Annotated in this window: 23 protein-coding genes and 1 tRNA gene; 22 read left to right on the top strand and 2 right to left on the bottom strand. The window is 35.5% G+C overall.

Features of this window, described 5'->3' with window-relative positions; translation table 11 throughout:
* Positions 1-73 precede the first annotated feature (73 nt).
* The 17 genes from D7I46_RS07445 to ileS all read left to right on the top strand — a co-directional run bounded on the left by D7I46_RS07445 (position 74) and on the right by ileS (position 17,256).
* Positions 74-658 carry an NUDIX hydrolase gene (locus D7I46_RS07445; protein ID WP_120773321.1) on the top strand — a complete coding sequence of 195 codons (585 nt, stop codon included), beginning with the start codon at positions 74-76 and terminating at the stop codon, positions 656-658.
* Positions 651-929, top strand: a complete 279-nt coding sequence (gene macP, locus D7I46_RS07440) for a cell wall synthase accessory phosphoprotein MacP (protein ID WP_120772324.1) — start codon at positions 651-653, stop codon at positions 927-929. Before D7I46_RS07445 ends, macP begins: the two co-directional genes overlap by 8 nt.
* A gap of 68 nt (positions 930-997) precedes the next feature.
* On the top strand, positions 998-1,678 hold the full coding sequence (locus D7I46_RS07435; protein WP_120772323.1) for a 5'-methylthioadenosine/adenosylhomocysteine nucleosidase: 681 nt from the start codon (positions 998-1,000) through the stop codon (positions 1,676-1,678).
* A gap of 40 nt (positions 1,679-1,718) precedes the next feature.
* On the top strand, positions 1,719-2,039 hold the full coding sequence (locus tag D7I46_RS07430; RefSeq protein ID WP_120772322.1) for a YbjQ family protein: 321 nt from the start codon (positions 1,719-1,721) through the stop codon (positions 2,037-2,039).
* Between the two features lie 113 nt (positions 2,040-2,152).
* Positions 2,153-2,722 carry a bis(5'-nucleosyl)-tetraphosphatase (symmetrical) YqeK gene (gene yqeK, locus D7I46_RS07425; RefSeq protein WP_120772321.1) on the top strand — a complete coding sequence of 190 codons (570 nt, stop codon included), beginning with the start codon at positions 2,153-2,155 and terminating at the stop codon, positions 2,720-2,722.
* 197 nt (positions 2,723-2,919) lie between these two features.
* Positions 2,920-4,233, top strand: coding sequence for an aminopeptidase C (gene pepC, locus D7I46_RS07420; protein ID WP_120772320.1), 1,314 nt, complete (start codon positions 2,920-2,922; stop codon positions 4,231-4,233).
* Between the two features lie 142 nt (positions 4,234-4,375).
* On the top strand, positions 4,376-5,494 hold the full coding sequence (locus D7I46_RS07415; protein WP_120772319.1) for an NAD(P)/FAD-dependent oxidoreductase: 1,119 nt from the start codon (positions 4,376-4,378) through the stop codon (positions 5,492-5,494).
* Between the two features lie 397 nt (positions 5,495-5,891).
* Positions 5,892-6,620 carry a 23S rRNA (guanosine(2251)-2'-O)-methyltransferase RlmB gene (rlmB, locus tag D7I46_RS07410; protein ID WP_120772318.1) on the top strand — a complete coding sequence of 243 codons (729 nt, stop codon included), beginning with the start codon at positions 5,892-5,894 and terminating at the stop codon, positions 6,618-6,620.
* A 71-nt stretch (positions 6,621-6,691) separates the two neighbouring features.
* Positions 6,692-7,561, top strand: a complete 870-nt coding sequence (locus tag D7I46_RS07405) for a DegV family protein (RefSeq protein ID WP_120772317.1) — start codon at positions 6,692-6,694, stop codon at positions 7,559-7,561.
* A 158-nt stretch (positions 7,562-7,719) separates the two neighbouring features.
* Positions 7,720-9,093: a cell division protein FtsA gene (gene ftsA / locus D7I46_RS07400; RefSeq protein ID WP_120772316.1), complete on the top strand. Its 1,374-nt coding sequence runs from the start codon at positions 7,720-7,722 to the stop codon at positions 9,091-9,093.
* Positions 9,094-9,123: 30 nt separating this feature from the next.
* On the top strand, positions 9,124-10,359 hold the full coding sequence (ftsZ, locus tag D7I46_RS07395; RefSeq protein WP_120772315.1) for a cell division protein FtsZ: 1,236 nt from the start codon (positions 9,124-9,126) through the stop codon (positions 10,357-10,359).
* Between the two features lie 3 nt (positions 10,360-10,362).
* A complete protein-coding gene (locus D7I46_RS07390; protein ID WP_120772314.1) occupies positions 10,363-11,040 on the top strand; it encodes a YggS family pyridoxal phosphate-dependent enzyme in 678 nt (225 codons plus the stop codon).
* 31 nt (positions 11,041-11,071) lie between these two features.
* On the top strand, positions 11,072-11,659 hold the full coding sequence (locus D7I46_RS07385; RefSeq protein ID WP_120772313.1) for a cell division protein SepF: 588 nt from the start codon (positions 11,072-11,074) through the stop codon (positions 11,657-11,659).
* Entirely contained in the window at positions 11,659-11,934 is a 276-nt protein-coding gene (locus D7I46_RS07380; protein ID WP_120772312.1) for a YggT family protein, read from the top strand. Before D7I46_RS07385 ends, D7I46_RS07380 begins: the two co-directional genes overlap by 1 nt.
* Complete coding sequence (locus tag D7I46_RS07375; RefSeq protein ID WP_120772311.1) at positions 11,931-12,722, top strand: YlmH family RNA-binding protein; 792 nt, start codon at positions 11,931-11,933, stop codon at positions 12,720-12,722. Before D7I46_RS07380 ends, D7I46_RS07375 begins: the two co-directional genes overlap by 4 nt.
* Before the next feature lie 164 nt (positions 12,723-12,886).
* On the top strand, positions 12,887-13,765 hold the full coding sequence (locus tag D7I46_RS07370) for a DivIVA domain-containing protein (RefSeq protein WP_120772310.1): 879 nt from the start codon (positions 12,887-12,889) through the stop codon (positions 13,763-13,765).
* Between the two features lie 692 nt (positions 13,766-14,457).
* Positions 14,458-17,256, top strand: a complete 2,799-nt coding sequence (gene ileS / locus D7I46_RS07365; RefSeq protein ID WP_120772309.1) for an isoleucine--tRNA ligase — start codon at positions 14,458-14,460, stop codon at positions 17,254-17,256.
* A gap of 99 nt (positions 17,257-17,355) precedes the next feature.
* Here ileS and D7I46_RS07360 read toward each other — a convergent pair whose 3' ends face one another.
* Together D7I46_RS07360 and D7I46_RS07355 are read right to left on the bottom strand one after the other, a co-directional pair.
* A complete protein-coding gene (locus D7I46_RS07360; RefSeq protein WP_120772308.1) occupies positions 17,356-17,472 on the bottom strand; it encodes a DUF4044 domain-containing protein in 117 nt (38 codons plus the stop codon).
* Between the two features lie 174 nt (positions 17,473-17,646).
* Positions 17,647-17,841 (bottom strand): SPJ_0845 family protein, encoded by a 195-nt coding sequence (locus D7I46_RS07355; RefSeq protein WP_120772307.1) that lies wholly within the window; start codon positions 17,839-17,841, stop codon positions 17,647-17,649.
* A 317-nt stretch (positions 17,842-18,158) separates the two neighbouring features.
* Between D7I46_RS07355 and D7I46_RS07350 the strand changes: the two genes are divergently transcribed.
* The 5 genes from D7I46_RS07350 to asp2 all read left to right on the top strand — a co-directional run bounded on the left by D7I46_RS07350 (position 18,159) and on the right by asp2 (position 25,668).
* Positions 18,159-18,246 (top strand) — tRNA-Ser (locus tag D7I46_RS07350).
* Between the two features lie 595 nt (positions 18,247-18,841).
* On the top strand, positions 18,842-21,220 hold the full coding sequence (secA2, locus tag D7I46_RS07345; protein WP_120772306.1) for an accessory Sec system translocase SecA2: 2,379 nt from the start codon (positions 18,842-18,844) through the stop codon (positions 21,218-21,220).
* 76 nt (positions 21,221-21,296) lie between these two features.
* On the top strand, positions 21,297-22,508 hold the full coding sequence (locus D7I46_RS07340; RefSeq protein ID WP_120772305.1) for an accessory Sec system protein translocase subunit SecY2: 1,212 nt from the start codon (positions 21,297-21,299) through the stop codon (positions 22,506-22,508).
* A 12-nt stretch (positions 22,509-22,520) separates the two neighbouring features.
* On the top strand, positions 22,521-24,089 hold the full coding sequence (gene asp1, locus D7I46_RS07335) for an accessory Sec system protein Asp1 (RefSeq protein ID WP_162930858.1): 1,569 nt from the start codon (positions 22,521-22,523) through the stop codon (positions 24,087-24,089).
* The gene (gene asp2, locus D7I46_RS07330) at positions 24,073-25,668 is read left to right on the top strand and encodes an accessory Sec system protein Asp2 (protein ID WP_120772303.1); all 1,596 of its coding nucleotides are present in this window, start codon (positions 24,073-24,075) and stop codon (positions 25,666-25,668) included. The genes asp1 and asp2 overlap by 17 nt, the downstream gene beginning before the upstream one ends.
* Positions 25,669-25,705: the final 37 nt, after the last annotated feature.

Below are 25,705 nucleotides of genomic sequence, written 5' to 3'. Positions count from 1 at the left end.
TGACAGAAATGAGAAAATGAGAGAGGGAGGAAGAAGACTCTCTCATTTTGCAAATTATTATTCAGGAGTGGTTATGCTAGATTTTGATGAGAAAAAATTTGAAGAAAAAACGTTGTCTCGAGAAGAAATTTTTCATGGAAAGATTTTTCATGTTGTCCGTGATATTGTGAGCCTTCCTGATAACACAACGAGTTTTCGAGAATTAGTTTTTCACAATGGTGGAGTTGCAATTGCACCAGTTCATGGAGATAAGATGATTTTGGTAGGACAATACCGTAAAGCACTAGAGCAGTTTATTTTTGAAATTCCAGCAGGAAAATTAGAAGTAGGTGAAGAACTGGACCCCCAAGCCGCTGCCTTACGTGAATTAGAAGAAGAGACAGGTTATAAAGCAGAAAATTTAATAGAAATGTCTGCCTTTTACGGTACACCAGGATTTTCATCAGAAAAAACATACGTCTATTTTTCATCAGAATTAACCAAAATCAAGCATCCAAGAGCAGCAGATGTTGGAGAGTTTTTGGAGAAAGTTGAGGTGGCGCTACCTGAAGCAAAAGAAATGATAGCAACAGGTCAAATCTCAGATGCAAAAACAATTCTAGCGATTTGGTATTGGGAAATCCAACAGCTTAAGGCGGAGGTTGAAAAAAATGCCTAGACCACTTTTGACAGATGATATTATTGAGCAAGCAAAACAGGATAAAAAAAGACTAGACCAAAAGTTACAAAGAGAACTTGAAAATGACCGTGAAATTGCAGAAAAGTATGATAATATTGAGCGAGAATTAAGCAAAAATTCAGTCTATAAAAGCCGACGAATTGAAAATGCAAAAGTAAAAAAACGCGGGAAGATAATCAATAAATGGCTTTGGATTGTTACTGTGATTGTGATTCTTCTTGGAATCGCATTTGTCTGGTATTATTTTTGATTATTGAAGCGTATACTAGACTAACTTTAAAATCGGGTACTTATAAAGGGAACTAAAGAAAGGCAATAATGAAATTAGGAATTATCTGCGCAATGGATGAAGAAATCCGCGTACTTATTGAAAATCTAGAAAATGCGGAAAAACATACACGTCACGGGCGTACTTTTCATACGGGTTCAATTGGTCGCCACGAAGTTGTATTGGTAGAGTCTGGCATTGGTAAAGTAATGTCTGCACTCGCTGTAGCGCTTCTCGTTGAGATTTTCGAGGTGGATGCTATCATCAATACAGGCTCGGCAGGAGCTGTAGCACAAGGATTAAATATTGGTGACGTTGTTGTTGCTGATAAGCTAGCTTATCATGATGTGGATGTTACTGCTTTCGGCTATGCTTTTGGCCAAATGGCTCAACAACCCCTTTATTTTGAATCAAGTAAATATTTTGTTTCTGAGTTGAAAAAAGTTTTGGATGATGTCCATATCGGCCTGATTACAAGTTCTGACAGCTTTATCAGTAGTCCCTCACGTATCATTGAAATTAAGAATCATTTTCCAGATGTCTTGGCAGTTGAAATGGAAGGTGCATCCATTGCACAAGCTGCAACAGCTTTAGGTAAACCATTTGTTGTTATTCGTGCAATGTCTGATACAGCTGACCATAATGCTAACATGAAGTTTGATGAATTTATTATTGAGGCAGGTCGAAAATCAGCCAAAGGGCTGATTAGTCTACTAAATAAAATGGTATAATCAAGATATTGAAGTGAACTTTAAGGAGATGGAGATTAACATGATTATCACAACGACAAATACCATTGATGGTGTAGAGATTAAAGGATATAAAGGAATTGTCTTCGGTGAAGTAGTCGCTGGAGTTGATTTTATCAAAGACTTTAAAGCAAGTTTTACAAATATCTTAGGCGGTCGTTCAAAATCTTATGAAAATGAATTAATTCAAGGACGAGAAGAAGCACTCGAGGAATTAAAACAACGGGCAACAGCCCTTGGGGCAGGCGCAGTGGTTGGTGTTAAAGTAGATTATGAAACAATCGGTACTGGTGGGAATAATATGATGATGATTATCGCCTCTGGTACAGCTGTAGAAATTTAAAAAACGCTTACAAAAACCTACTCTCTTAGTAGGTTTTTTTTGGTATAATTGAGTTTGCAACACCAGAGGAAAACTCATCTATTGCAATAGAATTTGGCTAGGGAGAAATTTTAATGGGGAACAGAGATAGATTGATTGAAAAAGTTCATGATTTTTTAAACAATGAAAAATTATTTGAGCATTCACTTGCGGTGGCAACAACGGCAGAAAAGCTCGCTTTTGAGTATGATTATGATAGAAATAAGGCATATATTGCTGGACTTTTGCATGATATTGGTGGAGTTTACCCAAATAATGAGCGCATAGAGAGAGCTGAAAATTTTGGAATTTTTCTATTAGCTGAGGAATATAAATTTCCGTTGATTATTCACCAAAAGTTGTCAAAGCGATTAGCCAAGGAAAAGTTTAAGATAACAGATATCGAGATTCTGGAAGCTATTGAATGTCATACAACACTTCGTGCAAACTATACAAAGCTTGATTTAATTCTATTTTTGGCGGATAAAATCAGCTGGGATGGTGGAGATAATGCTCCATTTAAAGGAGGGTTGCTTTACTCACTCGAAGATTCAATGGAAGTTGCAGCATTGTATTATATTAACTTTATTAAACAAGCAGGTTTAAAAGTTGTTCATCCGTGGTTGATTGATGCGCAGACGGAGCTTTCGGATAGATTAAAGTAACTTTTAGCAAAAATTAATATGTCATGGTGTGAGGTCTTGTACTCTGATGCTATTGTTTTTAAGAGAAATCAGCTGTAGTTGCTGATTTTTTTGATAATTTAGATTATAATAGAAGAATATAGTGAATAATTGAACATCAATGTTTTTGGTGTCTAGTCAAAATATTGACAAAAATGTAGGACTATCGGAGGGAAAAAATGACTTTGACAAAAGATTTCACACAAAAACTCTATGAGAATTTTGCTGAAAATACAAAATTACGTGCAGTAGAAAATGCAGCAACAAAAAATGGTTTGCTTTCTAGTCTTGAAGTACGAGGTTCACACGCGGCTAACTTGCCAGAGTTTTCGATTGATTTGACGAAAGATCCTGTAACGAATCAAAAACAATCAGGACGCTGCTGGATGTTTGCAGCAATGAATACTTTCCGTCACAAATTTATCAATGAGTTTAAAACTGAAGATTTTGAGTTTTCACAAGCCTATACTTTTTTCTGGGATAAATATGAAAAATCAAATTGGTTTTTTGAACAAATTATTAATCATGTTGATATGGATGACCGTCGTTTGAAATTCTTGCTTCAAACTCCCCAACAAGATGGTGGTCAATGGGATATGATGGTTGCGATTTTTGAAAAATATGGTGTAGTACCAAAATCGGTATATCCTGAATCACAAGCATCATCGTCATCTCGTGAACTTAATCAATATTTAAACAAATTACTTCGCCAAGATGCAGAAATTCTACGTTATACTATTGAGCAAGAAGGTGATGTACAGGCTGTTAAAGAAGATTTATTGCAAGAAGTTTTTAATTTCTTGGCGGTAACTTTGGGCTTACCACCACAAAGTTTTGATTTTGCTTTTCGTGACAAAGAAAATAACTTGGTTAAATTTGAAGGTACTCCAAAAGAGTTTTATAGTAAATTTGTAAATGTTGATTTGAGTGATTATGTGTCAGTCATTAATGCACCAACAGCAGATAAGCCTTACAATAAATCTTATACTGTCGAATTTCTTGGAAATGTTGTGGGTGCGCGTGATGTGAAACATTTGAATGTTGATATGGCACGTTTCAAGAAGCTTGCCATTGCACAAATGCAAGCAGGTGAAACAGTTTGGTTTGGTTGTGATGTTGGTCAAGAATCAAATCGGTCTGCCGGCCTCTTGACAATGGATGCTTATGATTTTAAAACAGCACTTGATATTGAATTTACCCAAGATAAAGCAGGGCGCTTGGACTATGGAGAAAGTTTGATGACTCATGCCATGGTTTTGGCTGGTGTAGATTTAGACTCAGAGGGAAACTCTGTTAAATGGAAAGTTGAAAATTCTTGGGGTAAAGATGCAGGGGCTTTCAAAGGTTACTTCGTTGCTTCGGATAGTTGGATGGATGAATATACTTATCAAATTGTTGTACGCAAAGAGTTTCTGACTGAAGAAGAACTTACTGCCTATGAATCAGAACCACAAGTTTTACTTCCGTGGGATCCAATGGGGGCTTTGGCTTAAAGAACATTAACAATAAAATCAGGACTTTGAGTCTTGATTTTATTTTCTAATGAAACTAGTTAATGACCTATCATATACTAGTCACAAGGTCAATCTGTTGGAGCTTTTATTAAATTGAATACGAGGATAATGGTTTATTTATATGAAAAAGATTGCAATTATCGGCGGCGGAATTATCGGAATGACGTTAGCAAATTATATTGATACGACACAATATGAGGTCATTTTATTTGATTCTCAAAAGAATCAAGCGACTCAGGCAAGTGCGGGAATTATTTCACCGTGGCTCTCTAAAAGACGAAATAAGAAATGGTACCAACTCGCTAAAGATGGCGCTGCATTTTTTGAACAATTGGTTAGAGATTTTGATTTACCAGCGGAAGTCTATGAACAATGTGGGACGCTCTTTTTGAGAGAACTAGATGAGCTTGAAAGACTGAAAAAATTGGCGCTAGAAAGAAAAAAGGAAGCTCCAGAGATTGGAGAAGTTCAATTACTTAGTCCAGAAGAAACGGTTGATTTTTTTCCATTGCTAAAAGAATTACCTAGTCTTTATATTTCTGGTGGTGCAAGATTGGATGGTAAGTCTTATTTAGAGCATTTGAAGCGGCGGGCGATAGCTAGAGGAGTGAAATTTGTCACTGAGGAAGCAAGCTTACGCCGAGTAGGTGAGTATTGGGGAATTGAGAGTGTATCTGAAAATATAGAGGTAAAGGAGTTGGTACTTTGTGCTGGACCAGCACTTAAAAATTTATTGAGTTCTATTGACTACGAAACAGATGTTAGACCTCAAAAAGGGCAGCTTCTTTCTTTTGAAACTACTTTTGATACAGGGAATTGGCCAGTTGCGTTTTTAGATGGTGAAGCAGATTTGATTCCATTTCAAAAAGGGAAGATTTTACTTGGTGCAACACATGAGAACGAGGCGGGTTGGGATTTAAAACCTACTCAAGCTGCATTTGAGCAATTGACGCAAGGGGTAGAAAGATTTGTGAGGGAATCTAGTTTTATTAAGGGGAACGTTCAATATCGAGTGGGGACAAGGGCTTATACTTCTGATTTTGCACCATTTTTTGGACCAATAATGAATGAAAAAGGCCTTATCGTAGCGTGTGGGCTGGGTTCATCGGGTTTGACAGTGGGACCTTACATTGCTTATTTGCTGGCTCAGCATCTTAATCATCCAGAAGAGGTCTGGGAAGTATCAAAATATCAAAAAGAAATGGCAAATTATGTGATAAAGAAAAAGGATAATCAGTAAATATATTTGTTTTGTCTTCTATATAATAGGTGAATTTAAACTAATTTTAGTTTCCTAACTATTTTGAGGATATAAATATAATATTTAAAATACGAGGTAGATGTTATATCAGATGATTTAGAATAAGTCATTCACTTTTGAAAATTTAATATAGGAGAGAATAGAATTAGAGAGCTAGAAGATTTTGAAAATAGAGAAATAAAAAATTTATTTAAGAGTTTATTAAGTTATTTAAAATTTACGAGGTCAAACTTATTAAGTAATTATCATAAAAATTATGTAAAATAAGAGTGAGCTTAAATTCAATGTTTTACATAATTTTTTTAAAGCTATTACATAATAAACGAACTAACGAATATTGTCAGGTTTTTTAGAGCAAAAATGTTATAATGTTCTCATGGAAAATACAGATTTAATCTATGGCTTACATGCAGTGACCGAAGCACTAAATGGCGATACTGTGAACAAGCTTTATATTCAAGAAGATTTACGCGGCAAAAATGTCGAAAAGGTAAAAGAGCTTGCGCGAGTTAAGAAAGTTAATATTTCTTGGACACCTAAAAATGAGCTAAATAAAATGACTGAAAATGGAGTTCATCAAGGATTTGTGGCTCGTGTGTCTGAATTTGCCTACGCAGAGCTAGACAATATTCTGTCAGTACTGACAGAAAAAACAGAAGCAACAATTTTGATTCTGGACGAACTGACAGACCCTCATAATTTGGGTTCTATCGCAAGAACAGCAGATGCAACAGGTGTTGATGCAATTATTATTCCAAAACATCGCTCCGTTGGAATTACACCGACAGCGGTTAAGGCTTCGACTGGTGCGCTACAATATGTTCCTGTTGTTCGAGTGACGAACCTTTCTCAAGCACTTGATAGGCTAAAAGCAGAGGGATTCTGGATTTTTGGTACAGATATGGATGGTACTTCGTATCCAAAATGGAATACTGCTGGAAAAGTTGCTCTGGTTATAGGCAATGAAGGACATGGTATTGGGCAAAATCTCAAGAAACAAGTTGATGAAATGATTACCATTCCGATGATTGGACACGTTCAAAGTCTAAATGCCAGTGTTGCAGCTAGTATTTTGATGTATGAAATTTTTAGAAATCGAAAATAAAACTGACAAAAGATCGTCAGTTAGCGGAAATGCTGTCAGTACTGACAGAAAAAGATTACGGAAGGAATTTTATGACTTTTCAAATTATGACGGACTCAACAGCAGATTTGAGTCAGACTTATCTTGAACAACATGACATTACAATACTTGGAATGACTGTGACTATTGGCAACAAAACCTATGAAACAATTGGGAATGAAGCACTAGATAATGCTACGCTCCTTGCAGCAATCAAAAAAGGAGAAACTGTTCAGACATCACAAATTAATTCTGGACAATTTTCAGAAGTTTTTAAGACATTTGCAAAGAAGAATGAGGAGTTGCTATATCTTGCGTTTTCATCTGGGCTTTCAGGAACTTATCAGTCAGCTGTTATCGCACGTGATATGGTTTTAGAGGAGTTTCCAGAGGCAAAAATTATCGTTTTAGATACACTTGCTGCGGCATCTGGAGAAGGTTTCATTGTTGAAGAAGTAGTTAGATTACGTGATGCTGGTAAATCACTGACAGAAACACTGGAGATCCTGTCAGTACTGACAAAACGTTTACAGAGCCGATTTATGGTTGACGATCTGAATCATTTAGCACGAGGTGGAAGAATTCCGAAAGCTGTGGCAGTAGTTGGGACAATGGCTAGTATCAAACCTCTTTTGGATGTTGACACTGAGGGTAAACTTCGTCAAGTTTCCAAAGTTCGAGGAAAGAAAAAAGCAATTAATCAACTGATTGATAAGACACTCGAGGATATGGATATGGCTTATCCGAAAGTCATTGTTTCTTACTCTGGAACAGATGAGATTGCTCAACAAATAAAATCTGAAATCATTGAAAAATCTAAAATTACAGATGTAGATGTTCGCCCATTAAGTCCTACGATTGTAACCCATACGGGAGAAGGGACTATCGCACTTTTTTCAATAGGAAAAATAGATAGAAGTTAATTTAATAAAAAAGTAAAAAAATCACAGCTAAACTCTTGTTTTACTGTGATTTTATGTTAAAATAATTAATGAGTGTAATTGCATACAAAAATATCTGTGCACTTAGCTTTTATTAAAAAAATACGAATCGTGATGTGTGAGGGAAAGGAGTCGCTTTTATGGCAAAAAGTGGACTTTATACAGGCGTAGATATCGGGACAAACACTATCAAAGTGCTTGTTGCGGAGTACGTCTCAGGTGAAATGAATATTATTGGTGTCGGAAATGCAAAATCTGATGGCCTAAAAAATGGAATTATTGTAGATATTGAGAAGGTAGCGCAAGCTTTACGCAAAGCTGTAAATGCGGCTGAAGAACGTGCAGGAATCACGATTGATCGTATCAATGTGAGTATTCCAGCAAATTCCCTCGAAATGGAACCCTGCCAAGGAATGGTGCCAATTGTTGGTGAAACTAAAGAAATTACAGATAACGATGTACTTCAAGTCATTCAAAACGCTTTGATGCGTGGGATTGTTCCTGAACGTGAAATCATCGCTGTGGAAACAACTGAGTTTACAGTTGACGGATTTACAGGTATTTCAGATCCAAGAGGTATGTTTGGAGTACGTCTTGAAATGCGTGGAATAGTTTACACAGGACCTAAAACACTCGTTCATAATGTCCGTAAAGTTGTTGAACGCGCAGGTTTGAGCGTTGACAATATTGTTATCGCTCCGCTTGCAATGTCACAATATGTTCTTTCAGAAGGTGAACGTGAGTTTGGGACAATCATGGTTGATTTGGGTGCTGGTCAAACGACAGTAACAGCTGTAAAAGAACAAGCACTTAAGTTTACGCATACAAGCCCTGAAGGTGGTGACTATGTAACCAAAGATATCTCAACAGTTTTGAATACATCAATCTCCGCTGCCGAAGATTTGAAAGTAAATTATGGTGAAGCAAGCACTGAACGTGCAAGCCAAGATGAATATTTTCTTGTTGATGTTGTTGGAAAAGATGAACCAGAACAAGTAACAGAATATTATCTTTCACAAATCATTGAAGCTCGGATGACTCAAATTTTTGACCGTGTTCGTCAAGATTTAGAACGTGGTCGTACATTTGAGGCTCCTGGTGGATTGATTTTGGTTGGAGGCACTGCTGCGATGCCTGGTGTTGTTGATTTAGCAACGAGAACTTTAGGCATTAATGCTAGACTTTTTGTTCCAGGTGAAATGGGATTAAGAAATCCTGCATTTGCACAAGTGATTAGTGTAGTCAACTACATTGGAAATCGTAGTGATATTGATATTCTTGTTTCACATGCGCTTTCTGGAGATTACGCTTATACACCAGTTGAGGAAACATATGTTGCTCCCGTTCAGAATGTAACTGTTCAGCCTGCTGCACCAGCAGTAAGTGGAGAAAGTGAATTCTACACAGAACAACAAACAAGACCTGTGGTTACACCGAAAGCAGCTGAACCTGAAGAAGAAAAAGAAGGCATTGTTGATCGTGTTAAAAATATGTTCGGCAACCTTTTCGACTAATCTGAAAGTAAATACGGAGAAATAAAAAACATGGAATTTTCATTTGATACAGACTTGACTACTGGTGCTGTAATTAAAGTAATCGGTGTCGGCGGTGGTGGTGGTAATGCCATCAACCGTATGATTGAAGAAGGTGTTTCTGGCGTTGAATTTATCGCTGCAAATACTGATGTGCAAGCACTGCGAAGCTCAAAAGCTGACACAGTGATTCAGCTTGGTCCAAAGTTAACTCGTGGCCTTGGTGCTGGTGCACAACCTGAAGTTGGTAAACGTGCAGCTGAAGAATCAGCTGAAACGGTTGCTCAGTCTCTTGAAGGCTCAGATATGATTTTCATCACTGCTGGTATGGGTGGTGGTACTGGTACAGGTGCTGCACCAGTGATTGCACAAATTGCAAAAGAGCTTGGTGCCTTGACTGTTGCAGTTGTAACACGCCCATTTGGTTTTGAAGGATCAAAACGGAGCTACTTCGCAACAGAAGGTATTGAAGCACTTCGCGCCAATGTTGATACCTTGCTTATCATTTCAAATAATAATTTGCTTGAAATTGTAGATAAGAAAACGCCTTTGACAGAAGCATTGCGTGAAGCAGATAATGTTCTTCGTCAAGGGGTGCAAGGGGTAACAGACCTTATTACAAACCCAGGTATGATTAACCTTGACTTCGCTGACGTGAAAACTGTGATGGAAAACAAAGGAGATGCCCTTATGGGTATTGGTGTGGCTACTGGAGAAGAACGTGTCATTGAAGCCACACGCAAAGCCATTTATTCACCACTTCTTGAAACAACTATTGAGGGTGCTGAGAATGTTCTCTTGAATGTTACAGGTGGTATGGATATGAGTTTGATTGAAGCACAGGATGCTTCAGAAATTGTTATCCAAGCTGCAGGTAATGATGTAAATATTATGTTGGGTACAGCTATTGACCCTAACCTTAAAGACGAAATTCGTGTTACAGTTGTGGCAACTGGTGTTACAAAAGAAGTTGCGGATGAAGCGCTTGGTTTTCAACCAGAAACTCGTCGTCAACCAAATTTGACACACAATACAAATATGGCTGGTAGTCGTCCTGTTCAACAACAACAAGCTACTCCTCAATCACAAAGTCAATCATCAGCATTTGGAGATTGGGATATTCGTCGCGAAAATTCACCACGTCAATCAGTGAATAACACACGTGAAAGTTCGTCAGTTACAAGCTTCAATGGGATTCCAAGTTCTGATGAAGACCTTGATACTCCGCCATTCTTCCGTAAGCATTAATCAATGACAATTATAGAAAATGTTAAACAAATAATGAGTAATGTAGATGCGGCGCAGGCTGCGTCTTCTTATTCTAATCAGTCGGTTTCTGTTATTGCGGTGACAAAATATGTTACTTCTGATGTTGCACGCGAAGTGATTGAAAATGGAATTAAGCATATTGCTGAAAATCGAGTTGATCTCTTTCTTGAAAAATATAATTCTCTGAAGGAGTATGATGTAACTTGGCATCTGATTGGTAATTTACAAAGACGAAAAGTGAAAGATGTGATTAATTTTGTTGATTATTTTCATGCGTTGGATTCTGTGAAACTAGCCAATGAAATTAACAAACGTGCGAATCACGTTATCAAGTGTTTTGTAGAAGTAAACATATCAGGTGAAGAAAGTAAGCATGGATTTTCCGCTGATGAACTTCTGTCAGTATTAACAGAGTTGTCAAAATTAGAAAATATTAAAATTGTTGGTTTGATGACTATGGCTCCGTTTGATGCAACTGAAGAAGAATGTGATGACATTTTCGGACGAACAAAAAAATTACAAGTTGAAATATCTGAGATGAAAATTCCTAATATCCCTTGTACTGAATTAAGTATGGGAATGAGTAGAGATTATCAGAATGCAATTAAAAATGGTGCGACCTTTGTTAGGATTGGCACAGAGTTTTTTAAAGACTTGTAAGCTACTTTCAAAGTAAACAACGGAGGAAAATATGGCCTTTAAAGATTGGATGAATAATCTGCGTGATTATTTTGTAGAGGATGAAGAAGAGTTCGATGAACCTGTTCGTCCTGTGCAAGAATCTAAGCCAACTGTAGTATCTACACCAAAACCTAAAGTTGAGGAGCGAATGCCTAAAGGTACGAGCCAATCTCGTCCTACATCTTCAACTGCAAGAACTCAAACACAAACAGTTGCACCAAAACGCACTGTTTCAAATTTCTCAAAACCTATGCCTGAAAAAATCGTACAACAAGCCTCAGCTACGCAAGCACAATCTCTTGCTTCTGCGGTTTCAACTATTGCAATCAAAGAACCACGTGCCTATGCGGACATCATGGAAGCAGCGCGTATTGTCAAAAATGGTGAATCTGTCCTTGTGAATTTTAAATTTATGGGAGATGCACAAGCGCGTCGTTCAATCGACTTCATGACGGGTGTGGTCTTTACTCTTGATGGTGATATTCAAAATGTCGGAGGTCAGATTTTCTTGATGACTCCTGCCAATATCACTGTTGATGCAGCCAAAGAAATGTCCATCTTGGCTGGCCAAAATTTTGAAAGTTACGATTTATACTAATGCTTACAATTCTTACACTGGTGAGTTGGCTTTTCCGTTTGATGGATGTTTATTCATTTATTCTGGTTATTTATGCTTTAATGAGCTGGATACCTAGTTTATATGGTACATGGATTGGTCAATTAATTATCAAAATCTCTCGTCCTTATCTTAGTTTATTTGAAAATCTTCCTCTACGGATTGCTGGATTAGATTTCACAATATGGGTTGCGATTATTGCTTTGCAGTTGATTCAACGTTTCATTGCAATTGTACTTAATGGTATCTTGTTTTGACATCTGAAAATATTTATCAGCATTTTCATCCTGAGGAGCGAAGATTTATTGATCGTTGTGTGGATTGGATCAATCAAGTTGAACAATCTTATTCAGTGATAACGACTCACTTTTTGAACCCTCGTGAATGTCAAATTCTCCAAAGTCTAGTGAATAAACGAGAAGTACATATTTTTTCAAGTCAGGATTTCGCAGTTACAGAACTTTCAAAAATGATTTTAGCTCCGCAATTTTACATTTTAGATGTTGAGGATTTTGATTTATCCTTGCTTGAAATTAATTATGCAACGAAATTTTCACAAATTTCACATGCTCAAGTTTTAGGAACTTTTTTAGGACAAACAGGAGTCAAAAGGCAAGAGCTAGGAGATATTATTGTTACTGACAAGAATATTCAAGTTTTTGTCAGTAAACATTTGGTAAATATATTTAAGTCTATTGATAAAATAGGCCGTAGTGCAGTAAAAATCAAAGAAATTTCGCTGTCAGCACTGACAGAAACCACTGATAATCCTGTCAGTGATGTTGTTCTTGTAGATAGTTTGAGACTTGATAAAATCATCGCTGTTTCTTTTAAAATTTCTCGCAATATTGCGACGAATATGTTAGAATCAAATAAGGTTAAGATTAATTACCTTGAAATAAATAAAAAAGATTTCTCTGTTACTGAAGGCGATTTGATTAGTGTTCGTGGTTTTGGTCGAGTCAAGATTGTGAAAATTTTGGGGCTGACGAAAAAAGGTAAGCAGAGAGTTGAAATTGAACTTACTAAAAATAGTAAGAAGTAAGATTTAAAAGTTTGATAATCATTATATTTTGATTGAATGATAGCTGATTCGTTGTAAAAGTAGCAATGAGTTGGTAGTGTCATGACAACTATTACAGTCTCGTTCAGTAAATTAAAACGAGGCTGAATATAAAAGATTTTCGCTAATATGAAAAGGAGTGAGCTATGACATTGAATAGTCTGGACGTCCAAAATAAAACATTTAACCCACAATTTCGCGGTTTTAACAAACATGAAGTGGATGAGTTTCTGGATATCGTGGTTCGTGATTACGATGAATTTGCACAAACGATTAAAGACCAAGAGCGAGAGTTGAAATCATTGCGCGAACGCGTAAAATATTTTGACGACATGAAGGATTCGTTGAATAAATCCATTGTTGTAGCACAGGATGCTGCAGATAATCTTCGCTCGCAATCTCAAAATGAAGCAAATAATATTATTGCTGATGCTGGAAATAAGAGTCAGCTCATCATCGAAGCTGCGAAAAAAGAAGCTGGGTTGATTTTAAATGCTGCTTCAGAAGATGCTCGACGTTTGGTTCGTGATACTGACGATTTGAAGCGGAAGATGCGTCTTTATCATCAACGGATGACTTCTATCATTGAGGCTCAGCTTGCTTCAGTACAATCTGATGATTGGGCAGAAATGTTGCAGCCTACTCAGAGTTATGTGACTAACCCCGAAGAAAAACTTCAAGAAATACTTGAAGAACATTTGGGAGATGCAGAAAATACATTGACAAGAACTCAAAGTATTACACCAATTTCTGACGAAAATTTGGAAGTCGAATCGAGTGATATTAAATCTGCAGAAATGCCTGAGTTTTCAGAAATAGAAGAAGATGCAACGGTAGATATCGATGAATTGACTGAAACAGAAGAAGTATCAAGTGAATTTACGGAAGAAACTGCAAATGATGACAGTATGTCAGAGACATCGGAAGCGGATGAAATTTTTCCCGAATTAGAAGCAGAAGTTCCAGAAGTACCAAGCCCACTTGATGATCAAGAAACAATTGATTTAAGTGAATTAAAAAATTAAAGAAGTCAGACCAAGGTTTGAAAAATATATTTCTAGCGAGCGGAAGTTGATGGAAGTTCCGTAATCTCTGTTTTTCTTATCATCAGCTGATTTGTTTCAACATATTTACTGACAAAAATTCTGTCAGTAAACATTCAAGGTGTTCTGAGGCTCATCTTACTTTTGAACATGACTGTTGAGCATAATTTCTTGAACTGAACATTCTGTAAGTTCAAGCGTCGCGTACGTTACACGTTCTGAGTTTCTGTCAGTATACTGACAGAAAAAAATAAGGTGGTACCACGGTTTTTCGTCCTTTGCGAAGACCGTTTTTTTGTTTATTTTTTATTATTACTCATTAATTATCCTTTTGTTATGAATAAAGCTTGTCATAAAACTAATACATCTTTTTATCAATACTCTTTGAAAATTAAATTTCTTTAGTCTACGCTGTCTTAACCATTTGAGGCGCTGATATATTGCAGCAAAGTTGTGAAGCACAAATCGTATTGTACTAGAACTACTTTAATAGGAGTTTTGAAATGTCTGGCAAGTAAACGGACAGCGTAGTGAAACGTAGGGATATAGTATATTCTGGTGCACTTTTTGCACAAAAATAAGTGCAAATCATCGTGATCCATTGATGATTTTTACAATAGTTTATCTATAGTATGATTAGTTTTATTCATAGCAAAAGAGAGAAAGGGAATCTTATGAAAATCAAAGATACATTAAATCTTGGAAAAACTGCATTTCCGATGCGTGCGGGTCTGCCGACGAAAGAACCAGACTGGCAAAAAGGTTGGGAGACCGCTTCGCTTTATGAGAAGCGTCAACAACTCAATGAAGGAAAACCATCATTTATGCTACATGATGGCCCTCCATATGCCAACGGAAACATTCATATTGGACATTCGCTTAACAAAATTTCAAAAGATATTATTGTGCGTTATAAATCAATGGCTGGTTTTCGGGCACCTTACGTTCCAGGCTGGGACACACATGGTTTGCCAATTGAGCAGCAACTTGCAAAAGCAGGGATGAAACGCAAAGAGATGAACTTGCTTGATTATCTTGAAGAATGTCGTAAATATGCCATGAAGCAAGTCGATATGCAACGTACTGATTTCAAATCTTTAGGCGTATTAGCAGATTGGGAACGTCCATATTTAACTTTACTCCCTGAATATGAAGCAGCACAAATTCGTGTTTTTGGTAAAATGGCTGAAAAAGGCTATATCTACAAAGGACAAAAACCAATTTATTGGTCACCATCATCAGAAAGCTCGCTTGCCGAAGCCGAAATCGAGTATCAAGATGTCCGTTCTGCTTCAATTTTTGTTGCTTTTAAAGCAAAAGACACAAAAGGGAAGTTGCCAGAAGATGTTGAGTTTGTGATTTGGACGACAACTCCTTGGACAATCCCATCAAATTTAGGAATTTTTGCACATCCTGACTATGATTATTCAGTGGTGGCAGTAAATGACAGAAAGTTTGTCATCGCTTCTGAAATGTTAGAAACTGTTTCAGAAAAATTAGAATGGGAAAATGCCAAAGTTCTCCAAACAATTAAAGGTTCTGAGTTGGAATATATGGTTGCCACACATCCATTTTATGACCGTGAGACTTTGATTATGAATGCAGACTATGTCACACTAGACTCAGGGACAGGGCTTGTCCATGTAGCACCTGGTCATGGTGAAGATGACTATTTCTCAAGTCGAAAATACAATTTACCTGTCCTTTCACCGATTGATAATCGAGGCTATTATACGGATGAAGCACCAGGACTAGAAGGTGTTTTCTATGATGATGGAAATAAAATCGTAAGCAAATGGCTAGAAGAAAAAGGTGCTTTGCTCAAACTTGAATTTTTCACACACAGTTACCCACACGACTGGAGAACAAAAAAACCAGTTATTTTCCGTGCTACACCACAGTGGTTTGCTTCTATTGACAAATTCCGTCAAAATATCTTGGATGAAGTGGAAAAAGTGAACTGGGTTATTCCATGGGGAAAAACTCGTCTATACAACATGGTGCGTGATCGTGGAGATTGGGTCATCTCACGTCAACGTGCATGGGGTGTGCCATTGCCTATTTTCTATGCTGAAAATGGGGAAGCCATCATTACACCAGAAACTACGGAACACGTGGCAGAACTTTTTGCAAAACACGGTTCAAAAGTCTGGTTTGAAAAGACAGCAAAAGAATTGCTTCCAGCAGGATTTACACATCCAGCTTCACCAAATGGTGAGTTCACAAAAGAAAAAGACATCATGGATGTCTGGTTTGACTCAGGTTCTTCTTGGAATGGGGTGCTCAACGAACGGGACTATCTCAGTTTTCCTGCTGACCTCTATCTTGAAGGTTCAGACCAATATCGTGGTTGGTTTAATTCCTCTATTACAACATCTGTAGCGGTCAATGGCGTGGCGCCTTATAAAGCTGTTTTGTCGCAAGGTTTTGTTTTGGACGGAAAAGGTCGTAAGATGTCGAAATCAATTGGCAACACGATTGTTCCGAAAGATGTGACGAAAAAATTTGGTGCAGATATTCTAAGACTTTGGGTAGCATCTATTGATACAGAGTCAGATGTACGTGTTTCTATGGACATTCTCGGTCAAGTGTCAGAAGTTTACCGCAAAATCCGCAATACTCTGCGTTTCTTGGTCGCTAATACCTCTGATTTTAATCCAAATAGTGATGCTGTAGAATTTGCTGAGCTTCGCGGCGCTGACAAATATATGCTTGTGAAATTTAATGAGCTTGTCAAACAAATTCGTGCAGCCTATGACAAATATAGCTTTATGTCTGTTTACAAGGCAGTCATCAATTTTATCACTAACGATTTGTCTGCATTCTATTTAGATTTTGCTAAAGATGTGGTTTATATTGAAGCTGCAAAATCCCAAGCTCGTCGGTCAATGCAAACCGTAATGTATGTTATTTTGAAAGACCTTGTGAAATTACTAGTGCCTATCTTGCCGCATACAGCTGAAGAAACATGGACTTACCTAACGCATGAACCAGAAGAATTTGCCTATTTGTCAGAAATGCCAGAAGCAGGGGAAGTTGCGGGAGCAGATGAATTGTTAGGCGATTGGGAAGCTTTCTTAGATTTCCGTGATGAAGTTTTGAAAGCTCTGGAAAATGCACGGGAAGCCAAACTTATCGGTAAGTCTCTGGAAGCAACAGTGACAGTTTATCCAAACGAAGTCGTGCGGACTTTACTGACAGCAATTGATGAAAATGTAGCGCAGCTTTTGATTGTGTCAAATTTTGTCATTGCTGATAAGACTTTAGAAGAGGCACCAGAAACAGCAATTAGATTTGAAGATGTAGCAATTACTGTGGAACACGCAGCTGGAGAAGTTTGTGAACGTTGCCGTCGTACAGATGAAACAGTAGGTCATAACACAAATGAACACCTTAAAGCACTTTGTGAACATTGTGCGGGAATTGTTTCAGATGAATTTCCAGAAGTTCTTGAAAATGGATTTGAAGACTAATTAAATAAATTGCTAACTAAAAATATAAAAAAGTTACTGACAGAATTTTGTCAGTAACTTTTTTATTAAGTCATTTTCTGTCAGTACTGACAGAAAATTTTATAGTGCTGAAAGCATTGTAGCAAGTACGCTAAAGACGGTCAAAACAACCATAATGATTACAACGACCATAGTAACTTTTTGAAATGTGCTTTTTTCTGGTTTTTTATATGCCATAATATCCTCAATAAATATATACTAGTCTCACTTTAAAAAGTCAATAACAACTATAATTGGCGATGTTGCCAGTTGTAGTTATCATGAAGCTAGACCGCAAACTCAATTCATTGCAACACTTTACAACAAATGAGTGATAGATTATAATCCATCTTTAATTTTAACAAGAAAAGTTTAACTTTTCAATTCGTTTTTTTCTTTTTTGTTCTCATCTGATTTTGGTTTTAAAAATTTCGCAAATGGGTCGTCTTTTTTGTCAGTAGAAGAAGTAGTTTTATTTTCATCATCAATAACTAAATCTACTGTTGAAACACCTAAATCATCCATCATTTTGTCAAAATCGTCACGTTTTCTGAAAGTAAGTCCCATTATATTCCCCTTGATAGTGTCTAATCATCCCGCCAGTAAAGAAGCGGCACTACCCCTATTTTACTACTTCGTGGAAGAAAAATCTAGATATATGAAGAATTCTCTATTATAATCTAAGAATATCAAGAAATTAACAAAAACATAGAGTTTTATCTCCGTATTTTTCAATAGGTTAAAGTTTTTAGTTGACAAGGAGTTTAAAGTATGATAGAATCATTTCTATTGATTTACAAATAGTATCTATAAAATACTATTTTAATAGAAAACAAAAAATTTAAAAAGATTGAAAGCTCAATCTGATATTTTCTTTACATTATGGAGAGTTACTCAAGAGGCTGAAGAGGACGGTTTGCTAAATCGTTAGGTCGGGAAACTGACGCGAGGGTTCGAATCCCTTACTCTCCTTGATATACACGCATTAATATCAAAAAAGATTGGATCTTTCCCAGTCTTTTTTATTTATTTGACAAACTAATAATGTCAACAAATTATAAAAAATAAAGAGCACATTGTAACCACGATATGCTCTTTTTCTTTGCTATTAACTACTGTTCTATACCGCATATTTCCGAAAATCTTCTATTTTTCGGAAATAGAGGCCAATATTCGAATCTAATATTTTAGAAAATATTATAAATTGATAAATATTGTGACTATATATTTCTTAATAATTATACTACAAGCTCAAAAAAATATCAAATAAGACATAAAAATAACGCTGTGTAACATTTTTTGTAGAAGAATGATAGTGAAAATAATGAAGAAATATATATTAAACAAAATGACTTCTAACAGGATAAACAAAAGGTCTAAATAGTCCAAAATAGAGGCTTATATTTCCGAAAAATAGAAGTTTTTCGGAAAGAAGATTTCCGAAAAAAAAGAAATGAAATATGAGTGAACTCATCAAAAATATTGCTATAAAAATAAATTTGTAACAATTCAAAAAGTAATATTCATTGAAATACGACAAAGTGAAAGGTGAGCAAAATATCAAAAAATGGACATGAAAAAAAACAATAAATATAGAAAATACGAAAAAATAACTAAAAAAATTAAACAAAATATTCCCAAATACAAAGAGATGTCTGATCAAGAATTAAAGAAGCAGACAAAAATCTTTAGAGAACGAATTGAGCAAGGAGAAAAATTAGAGAAGATACTCCCAGAAGCCTATGGTGTTGTGATTGAAGCAGATAGAAGGATATTAGGTTTGAAACCCTACGATGTTCAGATTTTAGGAGCTGTAATCCTCTTCTTTGGAAATGTCGCAGAAATGAAGACAGGCGAAGGTAAAACTTTGACGGCAACAATGCCAATGTACCTCAGAGCACTTGTAGGAAGTGGAAATTTTGTTGTAACTGCAAACGAATATTTAGCATGGAGAGATGCCGAAGATGTCGGCAGAGTGTACCGATGGCTAGGGCTTTCCGTAGCAGTAGGAGTAAAGAAAAATGAATACGATAAGGAGCTGGATAAGCAAATCATCTATTCTTCAGATATCGTATATACGACTCATAGTGCCTTAGGATTTGATTATCTTCTTGATAATTTAGCAGTAGAAAAAGAAAAACAATATATACAAGGATTTAACTTTGTAATTATTGATGAACTAGACTCAATACTTTTGGATATGGCACAAACTCCTTTAATTATTTCAGGAGCTCCAAAGTTACAATCTAATCTCTACGTAATGGTTGATAAGTTTGTGAAAAGTCTAAATTTTAGCGAAGATTATGATTTAAGTGAAGACAAAAGAAGTGTATGGTTCCTAGAGGAAGGTATAAAAAAGGCGGAAACACATTTTGGTGTTCAAGAAATCTTAAGCGAGAATTATAAAGACCTTTATAGGCATGCAGTACTTTCTTTGAAGGCAAATTATGTTTTTAAAAATAATAGAGATTATGTTCTTGATGATCAGGAAATATTTCTTTTAGATGAGATGAATGGGCGAAAGCTTCAAGGGACAAAACTACAAGGTGGGATGCATCAAGCAATAGAAGCAAAAGAGGGCGTAGAGATTACTAATGAAACAAAATCAATGGGGTCAATCACTTACCAAAACTTATTCAAAATGTTTAAAATCCTATCTGGAATGACAGGAACAGCAAAAACAGATGCAGAGGAGCTACGAGAAACATATGGTATAGATGTCATATGCCTTCCCACTCATAAGCCGATTATTAGAACAGATCATGAAGATATAATCTATCTTACTCATAAAGAAAAAATATTGCAGTCATTAGAATTGGTCAAAGATTCAATAAAAAGCGAACGACCAGTTTTAATTTCAACTGGTTCAGTATCAAAATCTCAACTTTATTCAAATCTATTATTAAACAGTCGAATTCCTCATAGCATATTAAATGCATCAACTGCCTATAAGGAAAAACAAATCATCAGCGAGGCAGGAAAGAGAGGAGCTGTGACCGTAGCAACAGCAATGGCTGGACGTGGTACGGACATCAAACTGGATAAATTTAGTGAAAGACACGGCGGATTAATTGTCATCGGGACAGAAAATATGACAAGTGAACGTATTGATAATCAGCTTAGAGGACGAGCAGGAAGACAAGGAGAGCCAGGAGATAGTTATTTCTTTGCTTCCTTAGAAGATAGAGTAGTTGTAGAAAATGCTCCTGACTGGGTCAAAAAATTTAGAAAAAAACAAGAAAACTTGTCAAGTCATGATGCAAGCAGACAAGGAATATTGAAGAAAAGAAAGTATAAGAAACTCGTTTATAAATCTCAAAAAAATAAAAAAAATCAAGATATTAAAATGCGAAAAGACACATTGGATTATGATGACATTGTAAGTGTTCTTAGGAAACGTGTATATGCAGCGAGAAATACAGTAATGGAAGCACAAGCAGAGTATTTTGAAAAAATTATTGAGAAAAGTTTTGAAGAAGTTATAAGCACATTTGTTTCAGACAAAAAAAATTTGGAAACTCAAAAAGTATCAGATTTTATATTTAATAACATTAATTACTCTTACGATAGAGAGGAACTAAAAAACTTAAAAAGTATTGGTCGTAAAGCTACTGCTAACATTTTGGTAGAAAATATTTCTGAGCGAACAAAAATAATGGAAAATAACTTATCAAATAAATATCAGCTAAATTATTATAGGCGGGTTATCATATTGAAATCGTTAGATTCACTATGGATAGATTTAGCAGATGGTCTTGTGCAGCTAAAATCAGTAGTAAAAAATCGAAATTGGGCTCAGCATCAGCCTTTATATGAGTTTCAGATAGAAGCTAATCGATATTTTACAGAAACAATAGAAAAACTCTGGCTAGATATAACTAGAAACTTGCTACTATCTGAATTATTTGTAAATCCTGATGGATCTATAGATATTGAGTTTCCGTGATTTGTGAAGAAACCTAGTGAGCACGTTTAGCGTAGGGTAAAAAATAAAGATAACGATAATGTAGGAACGATATAGGATGAAAGAATATTACGGGGCTATAAAAAGATGTTTATGGACATTTTTATTTATTATAGTTGTTCAGTTTGGAGGAAAACTCCAGCTTCCCTTAACAATGTCAACTAATATAGAATCAGCAGGTATTATGAGAATTTTCGCAAATATGACTGCTGGTAATGCAACAAAATTAACACTCTTTTCTCTTGGACTAGGTCCATATATGATTGCTTTGATTCTTTGGAGTACTCTCACGATGCTTGACATTGATGTAATTAAGAATCTATCAGCGAAACAAGCTGGATTTATACAACGTGTATTGACTTTTATGTTTTGTATATTGCAATCTTTCACAATAATAGCTCATTTTAAAGAGAGCATCATTTACAGTGATGTTGCAATGCTATCCAAAAATGAAGTTCATTTAGCTTTAATGATAATCCTGATAGCAGGCGGAATGATAGTTTCTTATATTGCAGATATGAATATGAAAAAAGGAATCGGAAAACAGATGGTAATTATTTTACCTGGGCTTTTGGCAAATATTCCTGCGATGTTATTTTCAGGGCAAACAGCGGATGGTTTATTCACTACTCCACTCGGATTGGGAATATTGGCACTCGTTACCATCGCGTTTCTTTACATCTCAGTATTTTTATATCGAGGAGAATATAGAATTAAAATTCAGCAGACAGGAATGGATGTTACATTTGAAAATTCATACATCCCTATAAAAGTATTAGCCGCTGGTGCATTACCTTTTATGTTTGGTGTCACTTTGTTTTCCATTCCACAGTTATTAACCATGATCCCATCTCTGAAAGGTAGCGCTTTTTTGTATATTATAACTCAAATGTTCTCATACACTTCTCTTTTAGGAATCATTACGTATGGTGTGATATTAACTATTCTAGGTTACGGCTTTAGTCATGTTAATATTCGAGTTCATGATATTGCTAAATCTTTGAGAGATTCAGGAGACTATATCCTTGGAGTAATACCAGGAGAGGAAACAGAAAAATATCTCCGACGAAGATTAAATATCATGATAATCATGGGAAATATCTATATGCTTATCGTCTCGCTTGTGCCACTGATAATAGGATTAAAGATTTCAGATGTGTCAAATCTAGCATTTTATTTCGGAAGTATTTTCATGGTAATTATCATAGTAGACAATCTTCATGAGGATATTCGATTTATGCTTGCTAAAGGGCATTATAAATTATTTTGAATCGAGGATAGTTTGGATAAAAGTTTAATATATTTGATACCAGATTGGAATGAAAATACTGAATTAGAAGAAGATAGAGTTTTTACATTATCAAAATTTTTTTCTAAAGAAGGTTACCAAAATAAAGTGTTACTGACAAACCCAATTCCCTTTTTACGCTATAAGCTGAATGGAAGTGGTTACACTTATAACAATATTGTAAGGGTATTTGATATCTTACAAAACATCAAAACAGATATGGGACATCCTTTGAGTTTAGAGGATTTAGCGTTACCTCCAGATATAGATAAAATTTATACTCCATCAGCAACATTACTGATTCGAAAAGAGAAAGTTGTTGGTAAGGTATTTTATAACGATTATGGATTTATGTCTAGAATTAGGTACTTACAAGCTGATGGAAGTTTCATTGATGAGGTTTATGACGACAGAGGGTTTGTTTCAGAAAAACATTACCTAAATAAAAAACATGAAGTGTATAAAATAAAATATTTTAATGAATCAGGGGAAAACTCACTAAGTCAAATTGGAAAAGATATCATCATTGAGAAAAAAAGAAACAATTTTCTAAAAGATAAATACACATCGTTAGACGAAGCTATGAGAGAAGTTTTACATTATTTCACGGAAGAAGGCATTAATAAACAGTCTGACCATGATATATCAATAGTAACAACAACAGAAAAGAAAATCATACAACAAACACAAGGTTTAGCGTATAAAGGAAAAATGATACGCATCATTACAGATACCTTAGAGGAAGACAGAGAAGAAGCAGAATTGATTGTTGATACTCAAACTAGGTTGTCAAAAAATGAAGTGCAGAATTATATCCCTATCTTTTTACCGCAGCTCAATTTAGGTGTAAGTGACTCAACTGCACAGATGCAAATCTATTGCAAAATATCATCAATTCATTCACAAGAAGACAAAATCGTCGCTATGATGATTCAGAAAGTCATTAAGGATGAACAGCTTTCTTTGATTTTCGAAATAGATGACTTTAAGAGCACAGAGAGAGCAAAATTTACACAGAAGTTAATCCTTGAAAGTTATTTTGAAGTTAGTATTGATTCAACAGAGTATCTCAAAGTGGAAAAATATATTACTGCAAAGAGAGAAAAGCAACTATTTACCCAAGATGTAGAAGCAGTTAGAGAACTTCAAAATTCATCAGATTGGTCAAGATATGTTGGAGCAGTTAATGCAAACCTCAGAATAGACTATATTTACCAACCAGATTCTGCGGTGGTTGAAGATACTTTAAGCACTGCAAGAATATATTTGGATTTGGAAGATAAATACAATATGTTACGTCACTCCAAAGCGATAAGTGCTGGAATACCGATTATATCAAGACATACAAGTGATTTTATTACAGACGGAAAAAACGGGTTTACGTTGAAGAACTCTAATGCTGAAAAAGAATTAAAAGATTTCATAGATTATTTCATTGATAACCTGAGAAACTGGAATAAAGCATTGGTACATAATGTGAATATTATTGAGCAACATGAGTCCGACAATATAATAAGAAAATGGCAGGAGATTATTACAAAAAAACATGAGGAAAAAAATTGAGATTATTCAGATAGGTGGAAAAAAATTAGACTTTCCAAGTGAAGTAATAGAAAAATTCAATTATGTGATATTACCTGGTAATTATAATTTTATTTCTGATAATGAGCAAGTGGAAATATTTCAGGAAAATAAATTCAATCCCCAAAAAAGCCGAACTATTTTTGTTTTGGGTAATGATGCAATACTTCTTCAAAATTTTCCATCATTATTAGAACAGTTTCCAGCATATCAGGTACTTTTTGATAGTAAAGCATCAATTAAAGAATCGCAGAGAAAGATTCTAGATAGAAAATTTAGTATTCCGATTGATTTAGAAAATGAAGATGAATTACAAAATATAGTTGATATAGCGCTAAATTCTTCCCAAAAGCAATATGGATATAAATTAAGTATGGATTATCTCGAAGTTAGAGAAAGTTTTAAAGGAGCATACAGAAAAAAAGGAAATTGTTATTTAGAATTATCAGGCGACTTCGGGCAAGAGATGAAACAAATTATTTCATGGAAAATTCACCCTCATGGTATTGAAGCAAATAGCAAAGTCACATTTACTCCTGAAATAGCCATTACTTCAGGAACGGTTGAACTGGAATTTAAAATATTTCTGATAGATCAATCTACCAATGAAATCATAAATATTTTTAAAGGAAGTCCAGAAGAATTCAGAAAGCAAATTAAGATTATTAGTAATGAATCAGATTATGTCAGATTTGTAGGAGTTTCACTTTATGCCAAAGGTGGAGTGGGAAAGATTGAAATTGGACAGATTCATTTTAGAAATCATTTGTCAAATAATAGCATGATGTTACCCAATGGAAAAAGGATTATTGACTCAAAAGTGCGTAATGAAGAACTTTTTTACTATTTCCATCCAGGAGATCTAAAACCTCCCTTAGCTGTTTATTTCTCAGGTTATCGTTCGGCAGAAGGGTTCGAGGGTCGAGGAATGATGGGACGTATGGGATGTCCGTTTATTCTAATCGGGGATCCACGACTTGAAGGAGGAAATTTCTATGTTGGAAGTGATGTGCTGGAACACGAAGTGGTCAAGGTTATAAAGGAAAAACTAAAGTGGCTAGGTTTTACAAATGAAGAGTTAATTTTATCAGGACTGTCAATGGGAACTTTTGGTTCGTTATATTATGCTGCAGATTTAGAACCAGCTGCGGTTATCATAGGGAAACCTCTTGCTAATATTGGGAGTATAGCTATGAATGAAAGAATTAGAAGACCTGAAATGTGGGGAACATCTCTTGATATGATTATGCACTTTGGAGGCAAAGCAAATAATGATATAGCAGAGAAATTGAATGAAAAATTTTGGAATAAATTTGAAACAGGAACTTTTAAAAGCACTATTTTTGCTATTGCCTATATGAAAGATGATGACTACGATGGCATTGCTTTTCAAATGATTGCCGATAAGCTCAGAAAAAATTCTCCAGAGGCAGTGATATTACATAAAGGGCTTATTGGTAGGCATAATGATAATACTCTGGGAGTTAATACTTGGTTCATAAAGCAATATAGAAACATACTATGTCATGACTTTGGACGAAAGTTAGATTATAGACTCTAGTTTTTACAAATCAATAAAACGTTATAAGGAGACAAAA

The organism is Lactococcus allomyrinae, from assembly GCF_003627095.1.
Taxonomy (GTDB): Bacteria; Bacillota; Bacilli; order Lactobacillales; family Streptococcaceae; genus Lactococcus; species Lactococcus allomyrinae.
The sequence above is the reverse complement of the archived record's forward strand: the minus strand, read 5'-3'. Positions and strand labels throughout refer to the sequence as shown.